This is a genomic window from Streptococcus oralis SK304, from assembly GCF_000287715.1.
GTDB lineage: Bacteria > Bacillota > Bacilli > Lactobacillales > Streptococcaceae > Streptococcus > Streptococcus oralis_Y.
The window spans coordinates 651,260-667,243 of record NZ_ALJN01000016.1 but is presented as its reverse complement, the minus strand read 5'-3'; the positions used below and the strand labels follow the sequence as shown (position 1 = coordinate 667,243).

The following is a 15,984-nucleotide window of genomic DNA, read 5'->3' as shown; positions in this document are numbered from 1 at the left end:
TTTTGTTATAATTAAATTAAGAATGTAGCATTAAAGGAGAATAACATGACTTTTGAAGAAATCCTGAAAAGTGTCTAGGAATGGCTTTAAATAGGAGTTTATAGGCTTTATTTTTGTGGACTTTTTGAAAAAAACATAGTCACAAATGACCTTTAATATTCTCCCAAAGTCCACAAAAAGGGGAGTAAAAAAAGACCTAAAATAGGTCAATAATTTACGAGTTCAGCAGGCAAGAACTAGCGTAGTCATCAGCTACGCTTTTTTAGTTGTTTTTGCTTATCTGATAGGCTTATTATACCAAAAAAAGGGAGTGTGTGACCTCACGGTCTAACTCTCCCTAATCGGCTAGACTATGCAAGCCTCCAGCTGTGAATATATTATACCATGTTTATCACGCGCATTGGTTGTTTTAGCTAGCGAAAAGGTGAGATAGATAAAAGCGCGTGGTTATCAATTTTGTTGACCTTAACAATACGATTTCAAGCAAATATCAAGTGGAAATGTACAGTATTTTGATGTTATAACTCTCCTTTTTCTATCTTTTCTCTAATTATGCCAGCCCAAATATTATAAAAAGGATGTCCTGCTGGAATAACAGGGGGATTTTTAGTAAATTCTTCTTGTGTTAAGGTTGTTTCTTTGTCTAATATTGTACCGTCTGCTAGTTTGGTACCTTTAGGGACAATATGGGATATTGTTGGGTTCCATTTTCCTTTAACTTTTGCCATGTTAAATACTCCTTTATGGTAAAAACAGAACCGTCCCACCTCCTACCGCAGAACGAACTGTTTCAAGGGGAGATGGAAAAGCTCTGTTTATAAGTCAATTATATCATAGTTAATTATTAAGCATGGATTTTTTTATCAGCAATAGCGTCTGTTAGGGTCTGTGAGAAGTTCAACCCTAGGTCACGCCCTAATGTATCCGCCCAACGTGGAATGGTTAGGGTTTTTTTAACAGGCTCTTGACTGCCTAGATATTCTGCAACGTCAACCATAACCATAGAGATAAAAGATTTACTAGGATTATAGACTAGATCTATGTCCTCGTCATTCTGGAAAGGGTTGTTAGAAGCCAAAGATAAAGCGTTAATAGGAGTAGGGGTAGGAATTTCTCGCCCATTCTCGATATAATCAGCTAGGTTAATACCGAGCCAATCGCTGGCCATTGCCATAGCGTCTGCCATATCCTCCCCTTGAGTTGCTGAATGTTCAAAATCTGGGAAAGTTACAAAGTAAGGGGCGTTAGCTCCGTCTGTATCGTCATAATAAAATAAAGCTGGATAAGTGACAAGCATAGTTTACCTCCAAAATCAAAGACAAGCGGGGGACTGCCTTTATTACAGTCCTGCTTGCTTTCTTATCCCTCTTTCAGTGTACTTATTAAGTTCACCATGAGGGACTGTGATAGGTCTTTCCCCTTCCTTCTCCATTTTAACATGGGAGCCTTTACCGCCTTTGGTTTTTATCCAACCATGAGCCGTAAGGAGTTTGACCATCTCTTTTTGTGTCATAGGCATAGCGCTTTTACCTCCTGACAGTATTATTATAACACGTATTACACGTACTGTAAAGGGATAATACTTATTATCTATCAAATCACAAAAGCCCCCAGATTCGTTTCTAAGGTCTTTTAGTTTATCCGTAATGAATTTTAGTCGTCCAGTCCGAAACAAAGTGAAGCAGGGGCAAATATGAAGCCTCAGCCTACATTTGCCAACATTTGCGCTTATAATTCTTGTAGTAAAGTTAAATCTAAACCGTCAAGGTCAACATCTATTTCAAAATCCATGTTTAAATCTATTTCCATATCCTCTAATTGGATATTCTCTAAATCAATCAAAAAATCTTCAATCATGTCATTCTCCCTCACTTAATTCTCAACATTTTTCAACAAAACACCACCTCGATAGCCTTTAGCAAAGTCTAGCAGTATTTCGGCCTTGATACGCTCATATTCAGCCTTATCAATCCCCATTTACCATACCTGCTAAGTGTTCTATAGCTTCCTGCTTTACTCGATATACTGAGGTGGCAGACTTTCCTATTTCTTCGGCCACTTCCAAAGCTACGAGATTATTCAAGTAAAAAAGTCTTAGAACAGCACGCTCAAGCGGATTGGCTAGCTTATCAATCAGCCTAGATATTTCCATTCTCTCTTCAGTAAGTCGCTCAATTCTCTGTAAAGTGTCCTCTTTTAGTTTTAGAACGCTTATAAGGTTATTCTCTGCTGTATTTACCCTGCTTGTTTGTACTCTAGTAGTGCTCAGTTCTTGCTTTTTGATAATACCACTTTCTAAAGCTGCAAGCTCCAAATATAAGCCTTCTATTTCTTTATTGATCCACTTAATGCCCTCTAGTTTTTCTTTTACCTGATCTGGTGTCATGCCTTGGCCTCCTGTATGGTATAATTTTATTGTGTTAATTATAGCTGAGGCGGAGCGCCTTGGCTTTTTTGCATTTTCTCGGCGTTCGCTCGGAGTTCAATTATTCCCTAGGAAGTAATTTCCCGCGAGAAAAAATGTACAGTGACGGCGTGAAGGTCATAGAAGCGCGTGGATAGGGGGGCTACCCCACCATGGTTATAAAAGGATAGTTGAGAGATAGCTTTGGAGGTAAAAAATTAAGCGAATTTCTTGATAGCACTACATTCCCTAACACTTATAAACATTTCAAAAAGGGAATTTTTCGTACAGAAGAGGGCAGCGTTCTTATATCCGAACAATACCTACCCCCGTCTAAAAATAAAGGGGGTATCTCTGCCTCCTGTCTTGCCTTCATGCCTGCTTAGTATCTTGTAATTGAACTGTTGTAACTGTGATCTTTATTTAGATTTGTTTGGAAATGTTTCAAAACACTACTTCAGATTGCTCAATCCATTCAGCCAAAAACTATCTCCTTTCTTGGTGTAGTTCACAAACTTTTGATAATGCTTATAATACTTGTTACGTTTCATATACTTTGGTCTTTTAGGAAAACTATCAAACATATATCCGCCACGTTTTGGGCTCCAACCTGGTTCCACCTTTCTAGCTTCCCTCAGTGCTCTCTCCCAATAGTATTGGCAATCTGTCTTACTTCGGTTCAGTGTTGATTTGTGTATTTTCTGGCATGATCCACAACCATATAGCAAAAGTCTCTTATAGAGTTTTCTGCATCGATTACCACAAATAGGACAGACAAAGAAGTAGCGATTTCCTCCCTTGGTTCCTGGTATACTTGCTAAATCAAAATGATTACTTCCAAAGATGATATACAGGTTATCTAGGTCTATCTCTAGTTTTCTACCGTCCAACTCAGCTATACCGTGACTGATATTCTTGTCTTTCATTGGCTTTATAAATGTCTCTATGGTTATTGATTTTATAACTTCCATTCGTTCAAAAATACCCCTATATAGAAAAACCCAAATTGATTGGGTTCAGTAGCAATGAAACCACAAAAAGAGGCTAGCGCCTCTCTTGATAGTTCTAGCTTTCTGCCTCTGCCACATAATCAGCAAGGCCTTTATATTCGCCTTCTACGTCCAACTTTTGGAGTAGGTTAATACTTTCATCGCCCAGCATTTCCAACGTACCAAAAGCAGTCATAGAGTCCATAGGGATAGGCTTATCAGAAAGCAAGCGATCAGCATAGTCTAATAGCTCCAGCTCGTAGTCTGTTACCTTTTCCAGCAAACTATCAAAGTTCTCTGACTCTTTGAGTTGAAGCACGCGCTCCTGTTTGTAACGTTCTTCAAATGCTTCATCCCCCTCTGGGTGCTTGTAGTATTCTTTGAAACTGTCACAAATACGCTTGAAGGTATTGTTTAGCTTGTGATCTTCCACATACTCAGCTACTAGTGTGCCTTTATCCTTGTAGGTCAATGAGATTACAGGCTGGCAATATGTCCCAGTCATATATCCTAGTAGCGCGTGCCCTGCGACCATAGCAGTATCTAGGTCTTTAAATTCGTAAGTGAAAGTGAATGCTTTTGCTTTATCTGAAAAGGTTTTTAATGTCATGTTGTTTTTCTCCTATTCTTATTTTAAGGTAAATTATGTAAATTTTTGCGATTTGTTACCTTCTTTAGTGATTTTGTTACCTTCTAGGTAACATAGTTCAGCCTTACTGCCACAAGGGATTAGACCATTTTGTTACCATGTTACCTTCTTTTGAAGTCATTGCCCTTATATATATAAATACTATTTTTTCCCTATATAGAGAGTTAAAAAGAAGGTAACAAGGTAACATTTTTCCAAAAAAGTCAATATTATCAAGGGTTCAACTACGTTACCTTCTTTCTAAACAAGGTAACAAGAAGGTAACATTTTGGGGTAAAAACCTAGATATACCAAGGGTTTAGGGCATAAAAAGAAGGTAACATTTTAGTCTTTAACGACAGCATGATTAGTTTTAGCTAGTTTTGTTCTTTCAAACTCTAGCGGATCCAGTTTGTCGTAATCTTCAACCTTGACCCTCGCCCTCTTAAGTTGGTACTTATTAGGCGTCAACTGTTGTAAGTGCCTGATAGTTTCTTTACCTGCTCCGTAAACATTGGGCTTGGGTATTCCCATGTCCTCAGCATAATGCTTCAGTGATCTTGTAACGATAAAAACAGGTACTACGTCCAGCTCATGCCAACCTTTTTCCATGTATTCATGTTTAACCCATGAAAGCAAGTAGTCATTATCCTCTTGGTATTCTTCTAGAAGGCCTTTAACTGCTTTAGGTTCGATAAAGTGAGTAAATGGCTTTTGGTTGATGGCTTTGTACAGGGCATACTCTAGGACTTCCTTGTTTGCTAAAAACTCATTTTTTATCCAAGGTTTTTCCTTCTCCCCGTTAAAGTCAGCATTGAAAGGTACGATCATAATTCTACGATACCAGCCTTTTGTCTTGTTGCCACCGTTGGGGATATAATTTCCTGAAAAGATATTGAATAACTTAAAAGTAGCTTCAAAAGCTGGCCGACCTTTTGGATTGACTAGCACGGTGTCCCCGCTAGTGATACTCATTAAATCAGACGGATTTTTCAAATATTCATTAGGTGCTTCATCTCCAATATTACAAACTTTGCCTACCAAGGTCTCCAAGTTATGCTTTTCTCCGAACTGTGCAGGCTTTAAGGCTGATATATTACTTTCCCCTATCAGATTGATAAGGAAGCGCTGAAACGTCCCCTTACCGTTGTTACCGTCCCCGTAGAAGATAGCAAACTTATTTCGGGTGTGGTTAGGATTGATAGCTTCTAGGATAATCTGCCAAAACAGTGTTACCAGTTCACTATCATTACAAGCGATTGAGTTTAGCCAATCGTCAAAAGTTTTGCCCTCTCGATCTGTTGGGACTCGTTTAGGCGCGTGGTAAGCTGTGCTGATTTTGCTTGTAATGATATAATCAGGGCTAAATGGTAGTAGCTCCTTAGTTCTGAGATCAATAATACCATTCTTTACAGGTACAAGGTCAGCACTTTCTAAAGGCTTCTTTATCTTGGTCAATGTCCTAACCATTAACTTAATCTGTGGCCACTCTCTGGGCTTAATTCTCACGTCAAAAGTCTTACAGAATAGGTTAAACAGGTCATTACTAGCGGTATAGATACCCTCGTCTAAATCATAGATATAGAGTAGGCTATAATCAGCTATGCTGCTCTTACTGATAAAAGTAAACGTGACAATATCGCTTAAAATTTTAGCGACTGTGAAGGTTTGGGGCATAGCGACCTTTTCAGTAACGTCCCCTGTGGACTCGTTTACTTTTGTTTCAGTATGTTCTGCCCGCCATTCTTCACCAGCCTGAAAGATACGATTTTCAAGCTCCTTCATCGTTCTAGGTGGTTGTTCTTGCTCTCTCACCTCTAAGATTTCACTTTCCAGGTTTTTCAATTTTTCCTTTTCTATGGTTCTACCCTCTCTTTCTGTATTCTGCCCGTGCTATGCTTTCAAAAGTCCTATCTAGCTCCTTCTCTGGCAGGGGGTTAGCAGTTACGCTATTGGCTAGTTTTGTCAGCTCGTAGGCGGTCTCTAGGTCACAATCAACCCACTTGTTAAAGAGTAGCCCCACAAAGCGCGTGAGTGCCACGTTACGCCCTCCCTCGTCTCCAAAACCATTAAAAAGCGTGTCAATGATCCTCATAGTCATTGACCTCTGGCCACTTGCTCTAGGTTTGTAAAGCTCAGTAGTTTCTTGCTTCGCTCTTGGTTCAACCTTGGGGACTGGATAATCTAGGCCATGCTCGACAATTTTTTGATAACTTGCTGGGTCTCCTGTTGTGATTGGTAGCCCCTGGAGTTGTGACCAGTTTAGACTGGCCATGTCAAAGGGTAGTCCTATCTTGTCAGCAATCTCCTTCACTACCTGCTTATAGGTTGCCTCATTCATCACGTTGTCAGGCTTCACCACAAGGCGAAAACGGGGCTTTTCTATGCTATGTTTGATAGTCGGGTACAAGATGTAGGAGTAGCCAAACAAGGCGCTAGAAACGGCTTCTATGAAGTCCTCAGACGTTCCCTGTATATCGTCATAATCAAGAAAAATCAAATCCCGATAGATTAGACTGGAGTTGTTTCGCTTGTAACTGCCATTCTTTTCTGGTGTCACTTTCCCGCTGATACAGTAAGGCGCTTGTGTACGCTTAAATTCTTCAATGTTTGCCCCTTCAGGGACTACAAAAGGCTTAAAGCGTTCAATATACTGGAATGGCTCAATCTTATCAAATGGATAGACAAGATTACCCTGAAAGCCTCTAGCCTCGTAAATTGTCATCTTTCAGCTCCTAGAAATATTAGAATATCATCGATTCTATAAAAGACTTTGCGTGTATCCTCGATAGGAGGAGTGCACCTTTTTAGCCCAGCGCGTTCCCAACGTTTTAAGGTGTTGTAATCTATCTCTAACTCTTCCTTGAGTTGTTTAGGTGTCATTAGCCCTGTTATACGTTGTTTAGGCTTTAAATAGTCTTTTAGAAAGTTTTCTACCAGTTTTAAGATGCCACGTTTTAGACTGTTTTCACTTTCTTTGCTTAAACTGAACATTGTTCATCAGCTCCCTTCAGCAGTTGCTTGTAACTCTCTAAATCGGCATTTAAAAGGACGGTTAGGCGCTTCTGTTCCTCTTGTACCTGGTTATAGAATGCCTTTGCTCCGTCCAGTAACTCCTCTTTGTTAGCTGGGATAAAGTAGCCTCTGAAAGCTCCGTGACGTACCCCGATGATAGGAACACCGTAGCGCGTGATCAGACGGCTGATAATATCCTGGACGGTTCTTTCTGCTAGTTTGGTGATTAGGCTGATTTCTGCCCCTGTTATGGAGTTCTCAGCCCCTACCTTAATTAGTCTTAATACTCGCTTGTCATTCATTGTTAGACTCATTCAATTCCTCCCCATACGTCTACCCCTGCAAGCTGGATATATCGCCCATATTCAGGGTTTAAATCCTCGCTAGGTATTTCTATCGTCTGTTTGCTTTCTCGCTCAATTTGAGCGCTTTTTTTGCGGTCTCGGTGGTTTAGATAAAGTAGTAAGCCAATCAGTACCACGGAAAAGATAACCGCCTGTGTATTGGTTAAATCTAGCTCGTTCATTTCAATAGCCCTCTTTTTCGTAGATCAGCAACTACTAAACTACGTAAATACGTCCAAGTTGAAGCAGTTGTGTGATTGATCCCATTACTTAAATTGTTTTCTTTTATTGCTTGATCTAAGAAACTGAATAGCAACCAGTCAGGAGCTTCACCATGCCTTTCTGTGCATTCATCGTCATATTTTTTTAATTCTCCAAGTAGGTTCTCAACATTCCTATTAAAGAAAACCTCATGGCTTGCCTCTTGCTTTTTATATGCTTCAGATAATTTGTAAAACTGAATCCATAACTGACTGATTGCTGATCTACAATCTTCAGCAATTTCTGTTGCTCCATGGTGTTTCTTGGATAAATGCCACTCTGATAAAATATCTAGCTTTTCCTCTACAAGTCCCAGCTCTTTTTCAAAATCTCCAAAGTATGTATCCATGTTTTTTACCTCTGTTTCTATATTTGTGTAATTGCCCTGATGGGCTTGTTCCTGTTTCGACAGCTTTTTAATGTCTTTCCTGTAATTGCTCATATCCTCACGCTCAGAGTCGCCAAATTGAAAGCGTGAGAAAGTACCAGTTTTAAGAGTTAGCGCTCTCCGTATGGTCAAAATGTCCTAGATATGCTATAATCTAGTTATAAATCTTTACTAAAACCCTTTTAATAATAGCTTGCCTGCTTTGTTAAATTCGTTTTAGTGTTAGTGTGAAAGGCTTTGCTGATTGGTCTCGGTAAGCCTTTTTTGTTGCAATCACGCGCATTTAGTGCGTGGTTTTTTATTTCTGAATACCAGGGACTTGATTTCCTGATAACTCATATTCAAGCCAATCATGGCTATTACCATGTCCTCAAATGCCTGGTACTGTTCCAGCTCCTCACTGGTCAAGCTATCAATACCGTTATAGCCCCCACGTTCCGCCATTAACTGTTTAGCGTTCCTGTCAGTTACTGCCTTTAGTAGCAGATTGTTCATGGTGCTATGCGCGTGCTTTGGTGCTTGTTCCCAGTTCTCAATACTGTCATGCAGCGTTTTTCTTTTTGGCTTTTCTAACGCCCTCTGCATACGAAACTTAGAAAGTTCCTCACGCATTTCAAAGAATGCTTTGACTAGGTTCATTTTGAACCGCCGTACAGGTTCGGTATTCTTTAGATAAGTGATCAGCAAGGTTGCCTGTTGTTCATTTAGGCGATAGATTTTCATTGGTCGCCCTCGCCCATCTAATTTACGCATTTCAAATGCGATAATTCCGTAGCTTTCAAAATCAGCTTTATGCTTTCTTAAAAGTTCTTGTATTGTGTGATGAGTAACCTCAGCACATTCGGCGATGATCTCGCTTGTAGTATACGGCTCTTTCTTGCCGTCCATGTAGACTAGTTCCATGTTTTTGATCCTTTCTTTAGAGCTAAACCAAAGGTAGCATGCAACATTATATAACCTTCTTTCTAAAAAAATATATCTTCAAGTTTTATGTCGGGGAACAATGATAACAGTAGATTTTTAAAAACTAGTTTTTCAGAATCTTTAAAAGTCACATATCCTTTTTCCTTGTTCATATAACTTTGCTTGCTAATTCCAAGTGCTTCACCCATTTGTTTTTGGGTCATTCCTAACATGTTGCGATAACCTCTGACCTTATTAGGTTTGTACATAACAATCTCCTTTCTTATAACCTTATGCAACCAATTTTAGTCTATTTCAAATTGAATGTCAACACTTTTGTATAACTTTTTAAAACATTTTGTGGATTTTTAGCTTTCTGTTTGATACAATATGTCTGAAGCAAACAGGAGGCTTTGATTAATGAATGATATTGAAGATAAAAAAGTAATTGGATCTCGTATAAAATCCATACGGCAAGAAAAAGGGATGACTTTAGAGGAGTTCGGGAAGCTCTTTGGAGCAGGAAAAGGTCTAGTTTCTCGATGGGAAAACGGGCTTTCTATCCCGAATCCTGAGCGTCTAAAGTCTATAGCCAAGATTGGAGATATGACTGTAAGTCAATTATTACATGGGGAACGCGGAGGAAGTCATTATAACTGGGAAGCTGTAGAAGAACTTTTTAAAAAAATTTTTAATGGTGCCTCTATTGATAAACCAGCCTTACAAAGAACTCAAGCAGTTGTTGACAAGGCTTTCTTCTTAAATTTTGGTATAGAAGATATAGTTAATATCTATTTGTTCCAAAAAAACACCTCTAAACCTTTGGAAAGTCTTGAAGACTTGCAAGATTATTTTGAGAAAACAGTGGATGGATTATCAACTTATTTAGAAGGATCTACTGGTACAGAATTAATGGATTTAGAAATGCAGATAGCATTTTTAAACAGTTATGCATATAAAATCAAAAAGTACCTTGAAACCGGTGAATGGGCTTCTGATATCATTTCTAATCTTAAGGAAAAATCTAGAAAAATAAGAAAAGATGATTAGTTTCCTAACTTCAGTATATAGAAAGGAAAATAGATGGAACCTGCTGAATATCTAAAATCTAGACTGGATAATCAAATTGATTGGTATGACACAAAAAGTCAACACCATCAAAAATGGTTTAAAATTTTAAAGTATACAGAAGTGCTGATGGGATTCTTAATTCCTCTATTAGCAATTTGCAAGCCAATAAAATTTGAACTTTGGTCTGCTGTATTTGCTGGTTCAATGTTGCTTTGTGAAAGTTTTATATCTATATCGAAGCATCATGATAATTGGATTGATTACCGTAGAACAACCGAATCTTTAAAACATGAAAAATATATGTTTTTAACAGGTACGGGGGTTTATAAAAACGAAAAAGATGGCTTCGCCTTGCTTGTTGAACGTTGTGAAACTATTATCTCTAGCGAAAATATAAATTGGGCTAACTTGCAAACGGACACTATTCAACGAAAGGAAAAACAATGAGCGCGCATAAATGTTTTATATCTTTTAAAACTCATGATATGGAGTTCAAAAAATATATACAGGAAAATTTAGACGTGGATATGATTGACAAGTCTCTAAACGAACCGATTGATTCGCAAGATGAAGACTACATCATGCGAAGAATACGAGAAGATTATCTAAAAGATTCTACAGTTACTATTCATCTTATCGGTTCCGAAAGTTCCGAGAATAACTATTGCCAAAATCAAAATTACATCAAAAGAGAATTGCAAGCCTCGCTATCGAATACTTCAGCAGGTAAAAGAAATGGACTTTTAGGAGTAGTTTTACCTTCGATGTATGATCGTATTTATAGAGGAGAACAGGCGTGTTTTACTTGTTTTAAAAATCATGATGTAGTCAAAATAAATGAAGACACTACTGTTAAAGAGTTTAGTTATAATTTTTATCTCCCTCTTGACAACGACAAACATGCATGGAGCGAAGAAGATCGGTATTGTATATTAGTTAAATGGGATGATTTTAAAAAGAACCCAAATAGATATATTGATCAAGCTTTTGATAAAAGGTCGTCTGATATTGTCAAAAAAATAAAGGTTAGACCTTAAAGATCTAACCTCGAATAATTTCATAAGTTTTCTCAAAAATATCTGGTTTAACAGGATATTTTTCACCATCTACGCCTGTGACAATCCAATCTCCCGGAGAAGCCTTCATGACTCCTTCTAAAGTGTCGATATACATTTCTGTATCAATTTGAATAGCATCTACTATTACAGGAAGCTTACGAACTTTAACCATGCTTTCTCCTCCTGAGTTTTTCATTATTATAGCATAAAAATCAGTATTTCCAAAATGGGAACAACTGAGAATCTCAATTAGTATGGGGCTTAAATTTTGATTTTGCAATTTCTTCATTTTCGCTCGGAGTTCAACGCTATATTAGCCCCATATCCGCCTTATTTCCTACTCTGGCACAATTTTACCGTCTGACTTCCTAAAATCAAATATAGGGCAAAAGGTGAAGCCCTAGCATGATTTAAACAACAATCTAAAACCTTTTTAATAATAGCTTGCCTGCTGATGTTTTTTAGAAAGGTTTAAAACATGCAAATAACTGAAGTCAAAAAGAAAAACGGTACAATGGTATACCGAGCTAATGTATATCTAGGAGTTGACCAGGTAACAGGAAAGAAAGCCAAAACAAGTGTAACGGGTAGGACAAGAAAAGAGGTCAAGCAGAAAGCAAAGCACGCGCAAGATGATTTTATATCAAACGGTTGTACAGTGACAAAAGTAGTACCTGTAAAGAATTATCAAGAGTTAGCTGATCTATGGCTAGACAGCTACCAGCTTACAGTAAAACCTCAGACTTTTTTAGACACTAAGAGAATGCTGTACAATCATCTTATACCTGTCTTTGGTACTCTCAAACTGACCAAGCTATCTGTTAGCTATATACAAAGCTTTATTAACGATTTATCGACTCAGCTAGTTCACTATGCCGTGGTTCATTCAATAAATAGGCGTGTCTTACAGTATGGGGTATCTCTCCAGCTCTTGCCATTCAATCCAGCTAGGGATATTATTCTCCCTAAAAAGCCTAAACGTGAGAATAAAGCAATCAAGTTCATAGCTTCAGATGACTTAAAGGCTTTGTTGCTCCATATGGAAAAACTGGCGTTTAAGAAATATAGATATTATTTTGATTATGTTCTGTATAGTGTCTTACTTGCTACTGGTTGTCGTTTCGGTGAAGTAGTAGCCCTGGAATGGTCGGATATCGATTTTGAGAATGGAACTATAAGCATTAACAAGAATTACAGTAGATTATTAAAGTTAATAGGTACACCAAAAAGTAAAGCTGGAGTTAGGACAATCAGCATAGACAAGAAAACGGTCAACATGTTACGTCTTTACCAGAATAGACAACGCCAATTATATTTGGAGTCCGGGGCGCGTGTTTCGTCTGTGGTGTTTGCAACACCTACGAGAGAGTACCAGAACCTGGCAACCAGACAAGAGGCTTTAGATAGACGCTGTAATGAGATTTCTATCCCTCGCTTTACTTTTCACGCTTTCCGCCATACTCACGCTAGTTTATTGCTAAATGCTGGTATCAGCTATAAAGAATTACAATATCGTTTAGGTCATGCTACTTTAGCTATGACCATGGATATATACAGCCACCTATCTGCGAATAAAGAAAAAGAGGCGGTTTCATATTTTGAAAAAGCTATGAATAGCTTGTAAGTCCACAAAAAGGTGAACAAATTTATATTTTAGAACTCATAGGCTGGCTAAAAAGCCTATTAAATCAACGTTTATAAACAACAAAGGAGAAAAACATGACTTTTGAAGAAATCCTACCTGGATTAAAGGCTAAGAAAAAATATGTACGAACTGGTTGGGGAGGGGCTGAAAACTATGTCCAACTTTTTGACACCATCGAGCAAAACGGGGTTGCACTTGAAGTGACGCCTTATTTCCTAATCAACGTGTCTGGAGAAGGGGAAGGTTTTTCCATGTGGAGTCCGACATCTTGTGATGTTTTGGCGACGGATTGGGTAGAAGTGCATGACTAGACGCGTATTGATTACCGGAGTGAGTTCAGGGATTGGTCTGGCTCAAGCTCGACTCTTTTTAGAGAATGGCTATCAAGTTTATGGTGTGGATCAAGGAGAAAATCCAGTTTTAGATGGTGATTTCCACTTTTTACAGAGAGATTTAACTCTTGATTTGGAGCCAATTTTTGACTGGTGCCCTCAGGTGGATATTTTGTGTAATACTGCTGGAATCTTGGATGATTACAGACCCCTATTGGAACAATCAGCGCAGGAAATTCAAGAGATTTTTGAAATCAACTATGTGACTCCTGTTGAGCTGACTCGCTATTATTTGACGCAAATGCTGGAAAATAAAAAAGGAGTCATTATCAATATGTGTTCTATTGCATCAAGTCTAGCTGGTGGTGGTGGTCACGTCTATACCTCATCTAAGCATGCCTTAGCTGGCTTTACCAAGCAGTTGGCTCTAGACTATGCTGAAGCTGGGATTCAGGTCTTCGGCATTGCTCCTGGCGCTGTCAAGACTGGTATGACCGCAGCTGACTTTGAGCCAGGTGGCTTGGCTGACTGGGTAGCTAGTGAGACGCCCATCAAACGCTGGATTGAGCCAGAGGAAATAGCAGATGTCACACTTTTCCTAGCAAGTGGGAAAGCAAGCGCCATGCAGGGACAAATTCTCACTATTGATGGTGGATGGAGCTTGAAGTAGCATAGTTGATATTCAGTGAATATGTGGAGGTAAGCCATGAAAAGAGATGAGTTTGGATTTGTCTTGCACAATCTCTACTATCAGTTTTTAACAGAGTGGAAAGAAATTGCTCCCTATGAAATTGGAGATTCAGGTATCTGTTTGTATGCTAAAGAGGATCTTCAAGAGCGTAATGAGACTTATCAGATTGAGGAAGTAGAGTCCGATTACTTTATGATTGCACAGGAAGGAGATTTGGCCTACTTTATCAAGAAAAATGCTGATGATTGCATTTATGAAAATGATTTGGGTGCTTTGGGCTCTTTAGAAATGCAAAAAGTTGCTGCAACTGTCTATGACTTTATTGACAAGGTCTTAGAAGAAAGATTGTAAAAATCGGAGGGATAATTATGCTGAGAGCAACAGATGCGAATGAGGCAATTACAAGAGAAGACCTTTTACAATTTGAGGAGAACCTTGGAAAGAAATTGCCGGAAGCCATGTTAAACTTTTATCTCAAGTACAATGGTGGTCAATCTTGTGTGTCTGGTGTTCATGATGACAAACATCTCTTTCCTTTCAATGCTTTTTATTCATTAGAGGAGATTGAGAAGGCCCTCAACTGGTTTGACGATGAGGTTGTTCCTGCCGGATTCCAGGCTAAAGACCTCCTTCATTTTGCCTATGATCCTGGGTCTGGAAACTATGCTCTGTCTCTAAGGGAAGAAGATTATGGCAAGGTTTACTACTATGTTTTAGAAGAAAGAGCTGAGATTTTTGGTCAATGGCTTTCATTTGAGGCTTTTCTGACTAGTTTTGTGGAAGGTGAGTAGAAATAAAAGGAGCAATCATGCGTAAACACCAATTCTTTTCACTAGCAGATATTTTAGAGCAAGTTAAGTTAGAACAATGTACTCAAGATGACTTTTGCCTCTATGGCAATGATGAAGGGAATTTGGATCTCGATAGCCTTTATTTTGGTGTCGGATTATCCAGTTGTAGTTGATGATAAAGATGTTTACCCTGTGGAAGTAGTAGAGAGAAATCTTAATCTGGTATATTATGGTGAGCATCTGATAGATGTCCTTCTAGTGCATTGGATGAAAAGCCAGACGCAAGCCCTGAATACTTGGTCGATGCCTTAATTTATTATAATCAACATGATACTTTTATTCCCTTTGCCTAGTAACTAAGCTGGATTTGCATAGTTCTATTAAACATAAGCGAATACAGTAAGGAGTCAAGAAATGATAGATTACAAAATGGTAAATAAAAAAATTTCACCTTTTAAATTTTTAGTCCATGATGAAGAGACACAAAGTGTTCGAGGGTCGCTCATTTATTATCCTGGTGGAGAATACAGACAGGAAGTATTCGACACTCGGGAAGATGAGGGATTCGAAGGAAATGGATACGATTGGGCATCTCTTGCTTTGATATTTTTAGAGGAAAAAATGCCTGAATTAAGCGAATCTATTGACTTTGATCCAGAAGGAAGTATGTTTTGTGCCTATTCTTCCAATATTGATGCCTTAGCAACATTTGCTTTAGGTTTTAAGGAGTTTTGCGACGATTCTGAGTCTATGATAGACTTGTTTAGTCGAGCAGAGTTAGATTAGCTGATTAGAAAAGCTTTAACTACTAGATATTTGACTAGGGAAAAGACACAAAGGAGTTAAGATGAAGCTGATAGAAGTATTTGAGCTAGTGGAAAATCATTCTGATTTAAAACCCTATGTAGAAAAAATATTAAAAAAGTATAAGAAGACCAACTGTTCCTATCTTGAGTCTCTTAATCACCTTGCTTATTTACTCTATCTATATGGTCAAAAAGAACTAGCTAAAAAGTTGTTAGATATTTTGCTACAAATTCCCTTTGAAGGAGATTATAATAGTTGGACCTTTGTTGAGAGTTCGATAGTCTTATTGGCCTATATGGAAAAGCAGACGGAAAATCAGGTATCCATCTATCAAAATCTCCTTTTAAGTCCACTAGATTCTGGGGAAGAATCAACTAGAAAAATAAGAAGGAGAGTACATCAGAGATTTTTGAATGGTGATACTTTGGAACAAAAGCTTGCAAAAATCGAGCAAGCTTCAAGTCCTGAATCAGAAATGGGACGCCGTCTGCTGTACCTGACAGATTTATTGAAGATTCACCTTTTTATTGCTGAGTCAACTTGTGAAGAGACAGATATCCAGTCTAAAATAGAAGAACAAATCGAAAGATTACAAAGCTTTATCAAGGAGCAAGGTATTGTTAGCCTTTTCCCTTTTAAGGGATGAGGAAGTGTGGC

At 38.3% G+C, this 15,984-nt stretch carries 27 protein-coding genes; 11 read left to right on the top strand and 16 right to left on the bottom strand.

Annotation, left to right across the window (positions count from 1 at the left end):
* Positions 1–518: 518 nt before the first annotated feature.
* From HMPREF1125_RS10150 to HMPREF1125_RS10095, 15 genes are all read right to left on the bottom strand, one after another.
* Positions 519–728, bottom strand: a complete 210-nt coding sequence (locus tag HMPREF1125_RS10150; RefSeq protein ID WP_001151314.1) for a BOW99_gp33 family protein — start codon at positions 726–728, stop codon at positions 519–521.
* A gap of 116 nt (positions 729–844) precedes the next feature.
* Positions 845–1,297 carry a type II toxin-antitoxin system HicB family antitoxin gene (locus HMPREF1125_RS10145; protein ID WP_000961807.1) on the bottom strand — a complete coding sequence of 151 codons (453 nt, stop codon included), beginning with the start codon at positions 1,295–1,297 and terminating at the stop codon, positions 845–847.
* Positions 1,298–1,339: 42 nt separating this feature from the next.
* A complete protein-coding gene (locus HMPREF1125_RS10140) occupies positions 1,340–1,519 on the bottom strand; it encodes a type II toxin-antitoxin system HicA family toxin (protein ID WP_001132280.1) in 180 nt (59 codons plus the stop codon).
* A gap of 209 nt (positions 1,520–1,728) precedes the next feature.
* Positions 1,729–1,857, bottom strand: coding sequence for a hypothetical protein (locus HMPREF1125_RS12940; RefSeq protein ID WP_000568696.1), 129 nt, complete (start codon positions 1,855–1,857; stop codon positions 1,729–1,731).
* Between the two features lie 109 nt (positions 1,858–1,966).
* Positions 1,967–2,386, bottom strand: coding sequence for a DUF1492 domain-containing protein (locus HMPREF1125_RS10135; RefSeq protein ID WP_000186912.1), 420 nt, complete (start codon positions 2,384–2,386; stop codon positions 1,967–1,969).
* A 470-nt stretch (positions 2,387–2,856) separates the two neighbouring features.
* A complete protein-coding gene (locus HMPREF1125_RS10130) occupies positions 2,857–3,366 on the bottom strand; it encodes a hypothetical protein (protein ID WP_025172361.1) in 510 nt (169 codons plus the stop codon).
* 103 nt (positions 3,367–3,469) lie between these two features.
* The gene (locus HMPREF1125_RS10125) at positions 3,470–4,003 is read right to left on the bottom strand and encodes a hypothetical protein (RefSeq protein ID WP_000173106.1); all 534 of its coding nucleotides are present in this window, start codon (positions 4,001–4,003) and stop codon (positions 3,470–3,472) included.
* Between the two features lie 363 nt (positions 4,004–4,366).
* A complete protein-coding gene (locus HMPREF1125_RS10120; RefSeq protein ID WP_000792743.1) occupies positions 4,367–5,866 on the bottom strand; it encodes a DNA primase family protein in 1,500 nt (499 codons plus the stop codon).
* A gap of 19 nt (positions 5,867–5,885) precedes the next feature.
* Positions 5,886–6,746, bottom strand: coding sequence for a primase alpha helix C-terminal domain-containing protein (locus HMPREF1125_RS10115; RefSeq protein ID WP_000158195.1), 861 nt, complete (start codon positions 6,744–6,746; stop codon positions 5,886–5,888).
* Positions 6,743–7,015 carry a MerR family transcriptional regulator gene (locus HMPREF1125_RS0102450; protein WP_000492118.1) on the bottom strand — a complete coding sequence of 91 codons (273 nt, stop codon included), beginning with the start codon at positions 7,013–7,015 and terminating at the stop codon, positions 6,743–6,745. Before HMPREF1125_RS0102450 ends, HMPREF1125_RS10115 begins: the two co-directional genes overlap by 4 nt.
* Positions 7,003–7,350, bottom strand: coding sequence for a hypothetical protein (locus HMPREF1125_RS10110; protein ID WP_000059975.1), 348 nt, complete (start codon positions 7,348–7,350; stop codon positions 7,003–7,005). Before HMPREF1125_RS10110 ends, HMPREF1125_RS0102450 begins: the two co-directional genes overlap by 13 nt.
* The gene (locus tag HMPREF1125_RS0102445) at positions 7,347–7,562 is read right to left on the bottom strand and encodes a hypothetical protein (protein ID WP_001003771.1); all 216 of its coding nucleotides are present in this window, start codon (positions 7,560–7,562) and stop codon (positions 7,347–7,349) included. The genes HMPREF1125_RS10110 and HMPREF1125_RS0102445 overlap by 4 nt, the downstream gene beginning before the upstream one ends.
* On the bottom strand, positions 7,559–7,990 hold the full coding sequence (locus HMPREF1125_RS10105; RefSeq protein ID WP_002883262.1) for a hypothetical protein: 432 nt from the start codon (positions 7,988–7,990) through the stop codon (positions 7,559–7,561). Before HMPREF1125_RS10105 ends, HMPREF1125_RS0102445 begins: the two co-directional genes overlap by 4 nt.
* Positions 7,991–8,302: 312 nt before the next feature.
* Positions 8,303–8,932, bottom strand: coding sequence for a Rha family transcriptional regulator (locus HMPREF1125_RS10100; RefSeq protein WP_000424680.1), 630 nt, complete (start codon positions 8,930–8,932; stop codon positions 8,303–8,305).
* Positions 8,933–8,994: 62 nt separating this feature from the next.
* Positions 8,995–9,201 carry a helix-turn-helix transcriptional regulator gene (locus tag HMPREF1125_RS10095; protein WP_000277811.1) on the bottom strand — a complete coding sequence of 69 codons (207 nt, stop codon included), beginning with the start codon at positions 9,199–9,201 and terminating at the stop codon, positions 8,995–8,997.
* A gap of 151 nt (positions 9,202–9,352) precedes the next feature.
* Between HMPREF1125_RS10095 and HMPREF1125_RS10090 the strand changes: the two genes are divergently transcribed.
* The 3 genes from HMPREF1125_RS10090 to HMPREF1125_RS10080 are packed head-to-tail and all read left to right on the top strand — an operon-like array spanning position 9,353 to position 11,040.
* Complete coding sequence (locus HMPREF1125_RS10090) at positions 9,353–9,982, top strand: helix-turn-helix domain-containing protein (protein ID WP_000997837.1); 630 nt, start codon at positions 9,353–9,355, stop codon at positions 9,980–9,982.
* Positions 9,983–10,015: 33 nt separating this feature from the next.
* Positions 10,016–10,450 carry a DUF4231 domain-containing protein gene (locus HMPREF1125_RS10085; protein WP_000433043.1) on the top strand — a complete coding sequence of 145 codons (435 nt, stop codon included), beginning with the start codon at positions 10,016–10,018 and terminating at the stop codon, positions 10,448–10,450.
* A complete protein-coding gene (locus HMPREF1125_RS10080; protein WP_001272713.1) occupies positions 10,447–11,040 on the top strand; it encodes a TIR domain-containing protein in 594 nt (197 codons plus the stop codon). Before HMPREF1125_RS10085 ends, HMPREF1125_RS10080 begins: the two co-directional genes overlap by 4 nt.
* 4 nt (positions 11,041–11,044) lie before the next feature.
* On the opposite strand, the gene HMPREF1125_RS10075 is transcribed toward HMPREF1125_RS10080, so the two are convergent.
* Positions 11,045–11,233, bottom strand: coding sequence for a hypothetical protein (locus HMPREF1125_RS10075; RefSeq protein ID WP_000241531.1), 189 nt, complete (start codon positions 11,231–11,233; stop codon positions 11,045–11,047).
* A gap of 306 nt (positions 11,234–11,539) precedes the next feature.
* Between HMPREF1125_RS10075 and HMPREF1125_RS10070 the strand changes: the two genes are divergently transcribed.
* The 8 genes from HMPREF1125_RS10070 to HMPREF1125_RS10040 all read left to right on the top strand — a co-directional run bounded on the left by HMPREF1125_RS10070 (position 11,540) and on the right by HMPREF1125_RS10040 (position 15,973).
* On the top strand, positions 11,540–12,685 hold the full coding sequence (locus HMPREF1125_RS10070) for a tyrosine-type recombinase/integrase (RefSeq protein ID WP_001167457.1): 1,146 nt from the start codon (positions 11,540–11,542) through the stop codon (positions 12,683–12,685).
* 95 nt (positions 12,686–12,780) lie between these two features.
* Positions 12,781–13,017 (top strand): DUF2829 domain-containing protein, encoded by a 237-nt coding sequence (locus HMPREF1125_RS10065; RefSeq protein WP_000141915.1) that lies wholly within the window; start codon positions 12,781–12,783, stop codon positions 13,015–13,017.
* Positions 13,010–13,708, top strand: a complete 699-nt coding sequence (locus tag HMPREF1125_RS10060; RefSeq protein ID WP_000198463.1) for a 3-oxoacyl-ACP reductase — start codon at positions 13,010–13,012, stop codon at positions 13,706–13,708. The genes HMPREF1125_RS10065 and HMPREF1125_RS10060 overlap by 8 nt, the downstream gene beginning before the upstream one ends.
* 36 nt (positions 13,709–13,744) lie before the next feature.
* Complete coding sequence (locus HMPREF1125_RS10055; RefSeq protein ID WP_000817380.1) at positions 13,745–14,080, top strand: hypothetical protein; 336 nt, start codon at positions 13,745–13,747, stop codon at positions 14,078–14,080.
* Between the two features lie 17 nt (positions 14,081–14,097).
* Positions 14,098–14,520, top strand: coding sequence for an SMI1/KNR4 family protein (locus tag HMPREF1125_RS10050; protein WP_000942651.1), 423 nt, complete (start codon positions 14,098–14,100; stop codon positions 14,518–14,520).
* 17 nt (positions 14,521–14,537) lie between these two features.
* Positions 14,538–14,693, top strand: coding sequence for a hypothetical protein (locus HMPREF1125_RS12895; protein ID WP_002883126.1), 156 nt, complete (start codon positions 14,538–14,540; stop codon positions 14,691–14,693).
* A gap of 241 nt (positions 14,694–14,934) precedes the next feature.
* On the top strand, positions 14,935–15,306 hold the full coding sequence (locus tag HMPREF1125_RS10045) for an Imm51 family immunity protein (protein WP_000568347.1): 372 nt from the start codon (positions 14,935–14,937) through the stop codon (positions 15,304–15,306).
* Between the two features lie 61 nt (positions 15,307–15,367).
* Positions 15,368–15,973: a DUF6707 family protein gene (locus HMPREF1125_RS10040; protein ID WP_000766555.1), complete on the top strand. Its 606-nt coding sequence runs from the start codon at positions 15,368–15,370 to the stop codon at positions 15,971–15,973.
* The last annotated feature ends 11 nt before the right edge of the window (positions 15,974–15,984 follow it).

Excerpts from the sequence above, each read along its gene's own strand:
- HMPREF1125_RS10080 (WP_001272713.1), top strand. The coding sequence starts at position 10,447 with ATGAGCGCGCATAAATGTTTTATATCTTTTAAAACTCATGATATGGAG.
- HMPREF1125_RS10070 (WP_001167457.1), top strand. The coding sequence starts at position 11,540 with ATGCAAATAACTGAAGTCAAAAAGAAAAACGGTACAATGGTATACCGA.
- HMPREF1125_RS10045 (WP_000568347.1), top strand. The coding sequence starts at position 14,935 with ATGATAGATTACAAAATGGTAAATAAAAAAATTTCACCTTTTAAATTT.
- HMPREF1125_RS10115 (WP_000158195.1), bottom strand. The coding sequence starts at position 6,746 with ATGACAATTTACGAGGCTAGAGGCTTTCAGGGTAATCTTGTCTATCCA.
- HMPREF1125_RS10105 (WP_002883262.1), bottom strand. The coding sequence starts at position 7,990 with ATGGATACATACTTTGGAGATTTTGAAAAAGAGCTGGGACTTGTAGAG.
- HMPREF1125_RS10085 (WP_000433043.1), top strand. The coding sequence starts at position 10,016 with ATGGAACCTGCTGAATATCTAAAATCTAGACTGGATAATCAAATTGAT.
- HMPREF1125_RS10090 (WP_000997837.1), top strand. The coding sequence starts at position 9,353 with ATGAATGATATTGAAGATAAAAAAGTAATTGGATCTCGTATAAAATCC.
- HMPREF1125_RS10125 (WP_000173106.1), bottom strand. The coding sequence starts at position 4,003 with ATGACATTAAAAACCTTTTCAGATAAAGCAAAAGCATTCACTTTCACT.
- HMPREF1125_RS10140 (WP_001132280.1), bottom strand. The coding sequence starts at position 1,519 with ATGCCTATGACACAAAAAGAGATGGTCAAACTCCTTACGGCTCATGGT.
- HMPREF1125_RS10065 (WP_000141915.1), top strand. The coding sequence starts at position 12,781 with ATGACTTTTGAAGAAATCCTACCTGGATTAAAGGCTAAGAAAAAATAT.
- HMPREF1125_RS10055 (WP_000817380.1), top strand. The coding sequence starts at position 13,745 with ATGAAAAGAGATGAGTTTGGATTTGTCTTGCACAATCTCTACTATCAG.
- HMPREF1125_RS10135 (WP_000186912.1), bottom strand. The coding sequence starts at position 2,386 with ATGACACCAGATCAGGTAAAAGAAAAACTAGAGGGCATTAAGTGGATC.
- HMPREF1125_RS12895 (WP_002883126.1), top strand. The coding sequence starts at position 14,538 with ATGCGTAAACACCAATTCTTTTCACTAGCAGATATTTTAGAGCAAGTT.
- HMPREF1125_RS10050 (WP_000942651.1), top strand. The coding sequence starts at position 14,098 with ATGCTGAGAGCAACAGATGCGAATGAGGCAATTACAAGAGAAGACCTT.
- HMPREF1125_RS12940 (WP_000568696.1), bottom strand. The coding sequence starts at position 1,857 with ATGATTGAAGATTTTTTGATTGATTTAGAGAATATCCAATTAGAGGAT.
- HMPREF1125_RS0102450 (WP_000492118.1), bottom strand. The coding sequence starts at position 7,015 with ATGTTCAGTTTAAGCAAAGAAAGTGAAAACAGTCTAAAACGTGGCATC.
- HMPREF1125_RS10060 (WP_000198463.1), top strand. The coding sequence starts at position 13,010 with ATGACTAGACGCGTATTGATTACCGGAGTGAGTTCAGGGATTGGTCTG.
- HMPREF1125_RS10040 (WP_000766555.1), top strand. The coding sequence starts at position 15,368 with ATGAAGCTGATAGAAGTATTTGAGCTAGTGGAAAATCATTCTGATTTA.
- HMPREF1125_RS10095 (WP_000277811.1), bottom strand. The coding sequence starts at position 9,201 with ATGTACAAACCTAATAAGGTCAGAGGTTATCGCAACATGTTAGGAATG.
- HMPREF1125_RS10100 (WP_000424680.1), bottom strand. The coding sequence starts at position 8,932 with ATGGAACTAGTCTACATGGACGGCAAGAAAGAGCCGTATACTACAAGC.
- HMPREF1125_RS10110 (WP_000059975.1), bottom strand. The coding sequence starts at position 7,350 with ATGAGTCTAACAATGAATGACAAGCGAGTATTAAGACTAATTAAGGTA.
- HMPREF1125_RS10075 (WP_000241531.1), bottom strand. The coding sequence starts at position 11,233 with ATGGTTAAAGTTCGTAAGCTTCCTGTAATAGTAGATGCTATTCAAATT.
- HMPREF1125_RS0102445 (WP_001003771.1), bottom strand. The coding sequence starts at position 7,562 with ATGAACGAGCTAGATTTAACCAATACACAGGCGGTTATCTTTTCCGTG.
- HMPREF1125_RS10150 (WP_001151314.1), bottom strand. The coding sequence starts at position 728 with ATGGCAAAAGTTAAAGGAAAATGGAACCCAACAATATCCCATATTGTC.
- HMPREF1125_RS10145 (WP_000961807.1), bottom strand. The coding sequence starts at position 1,297 with ATGCTTGTCACTTATCCAGCTTTATTTTATTATGACGATACAGACGGA.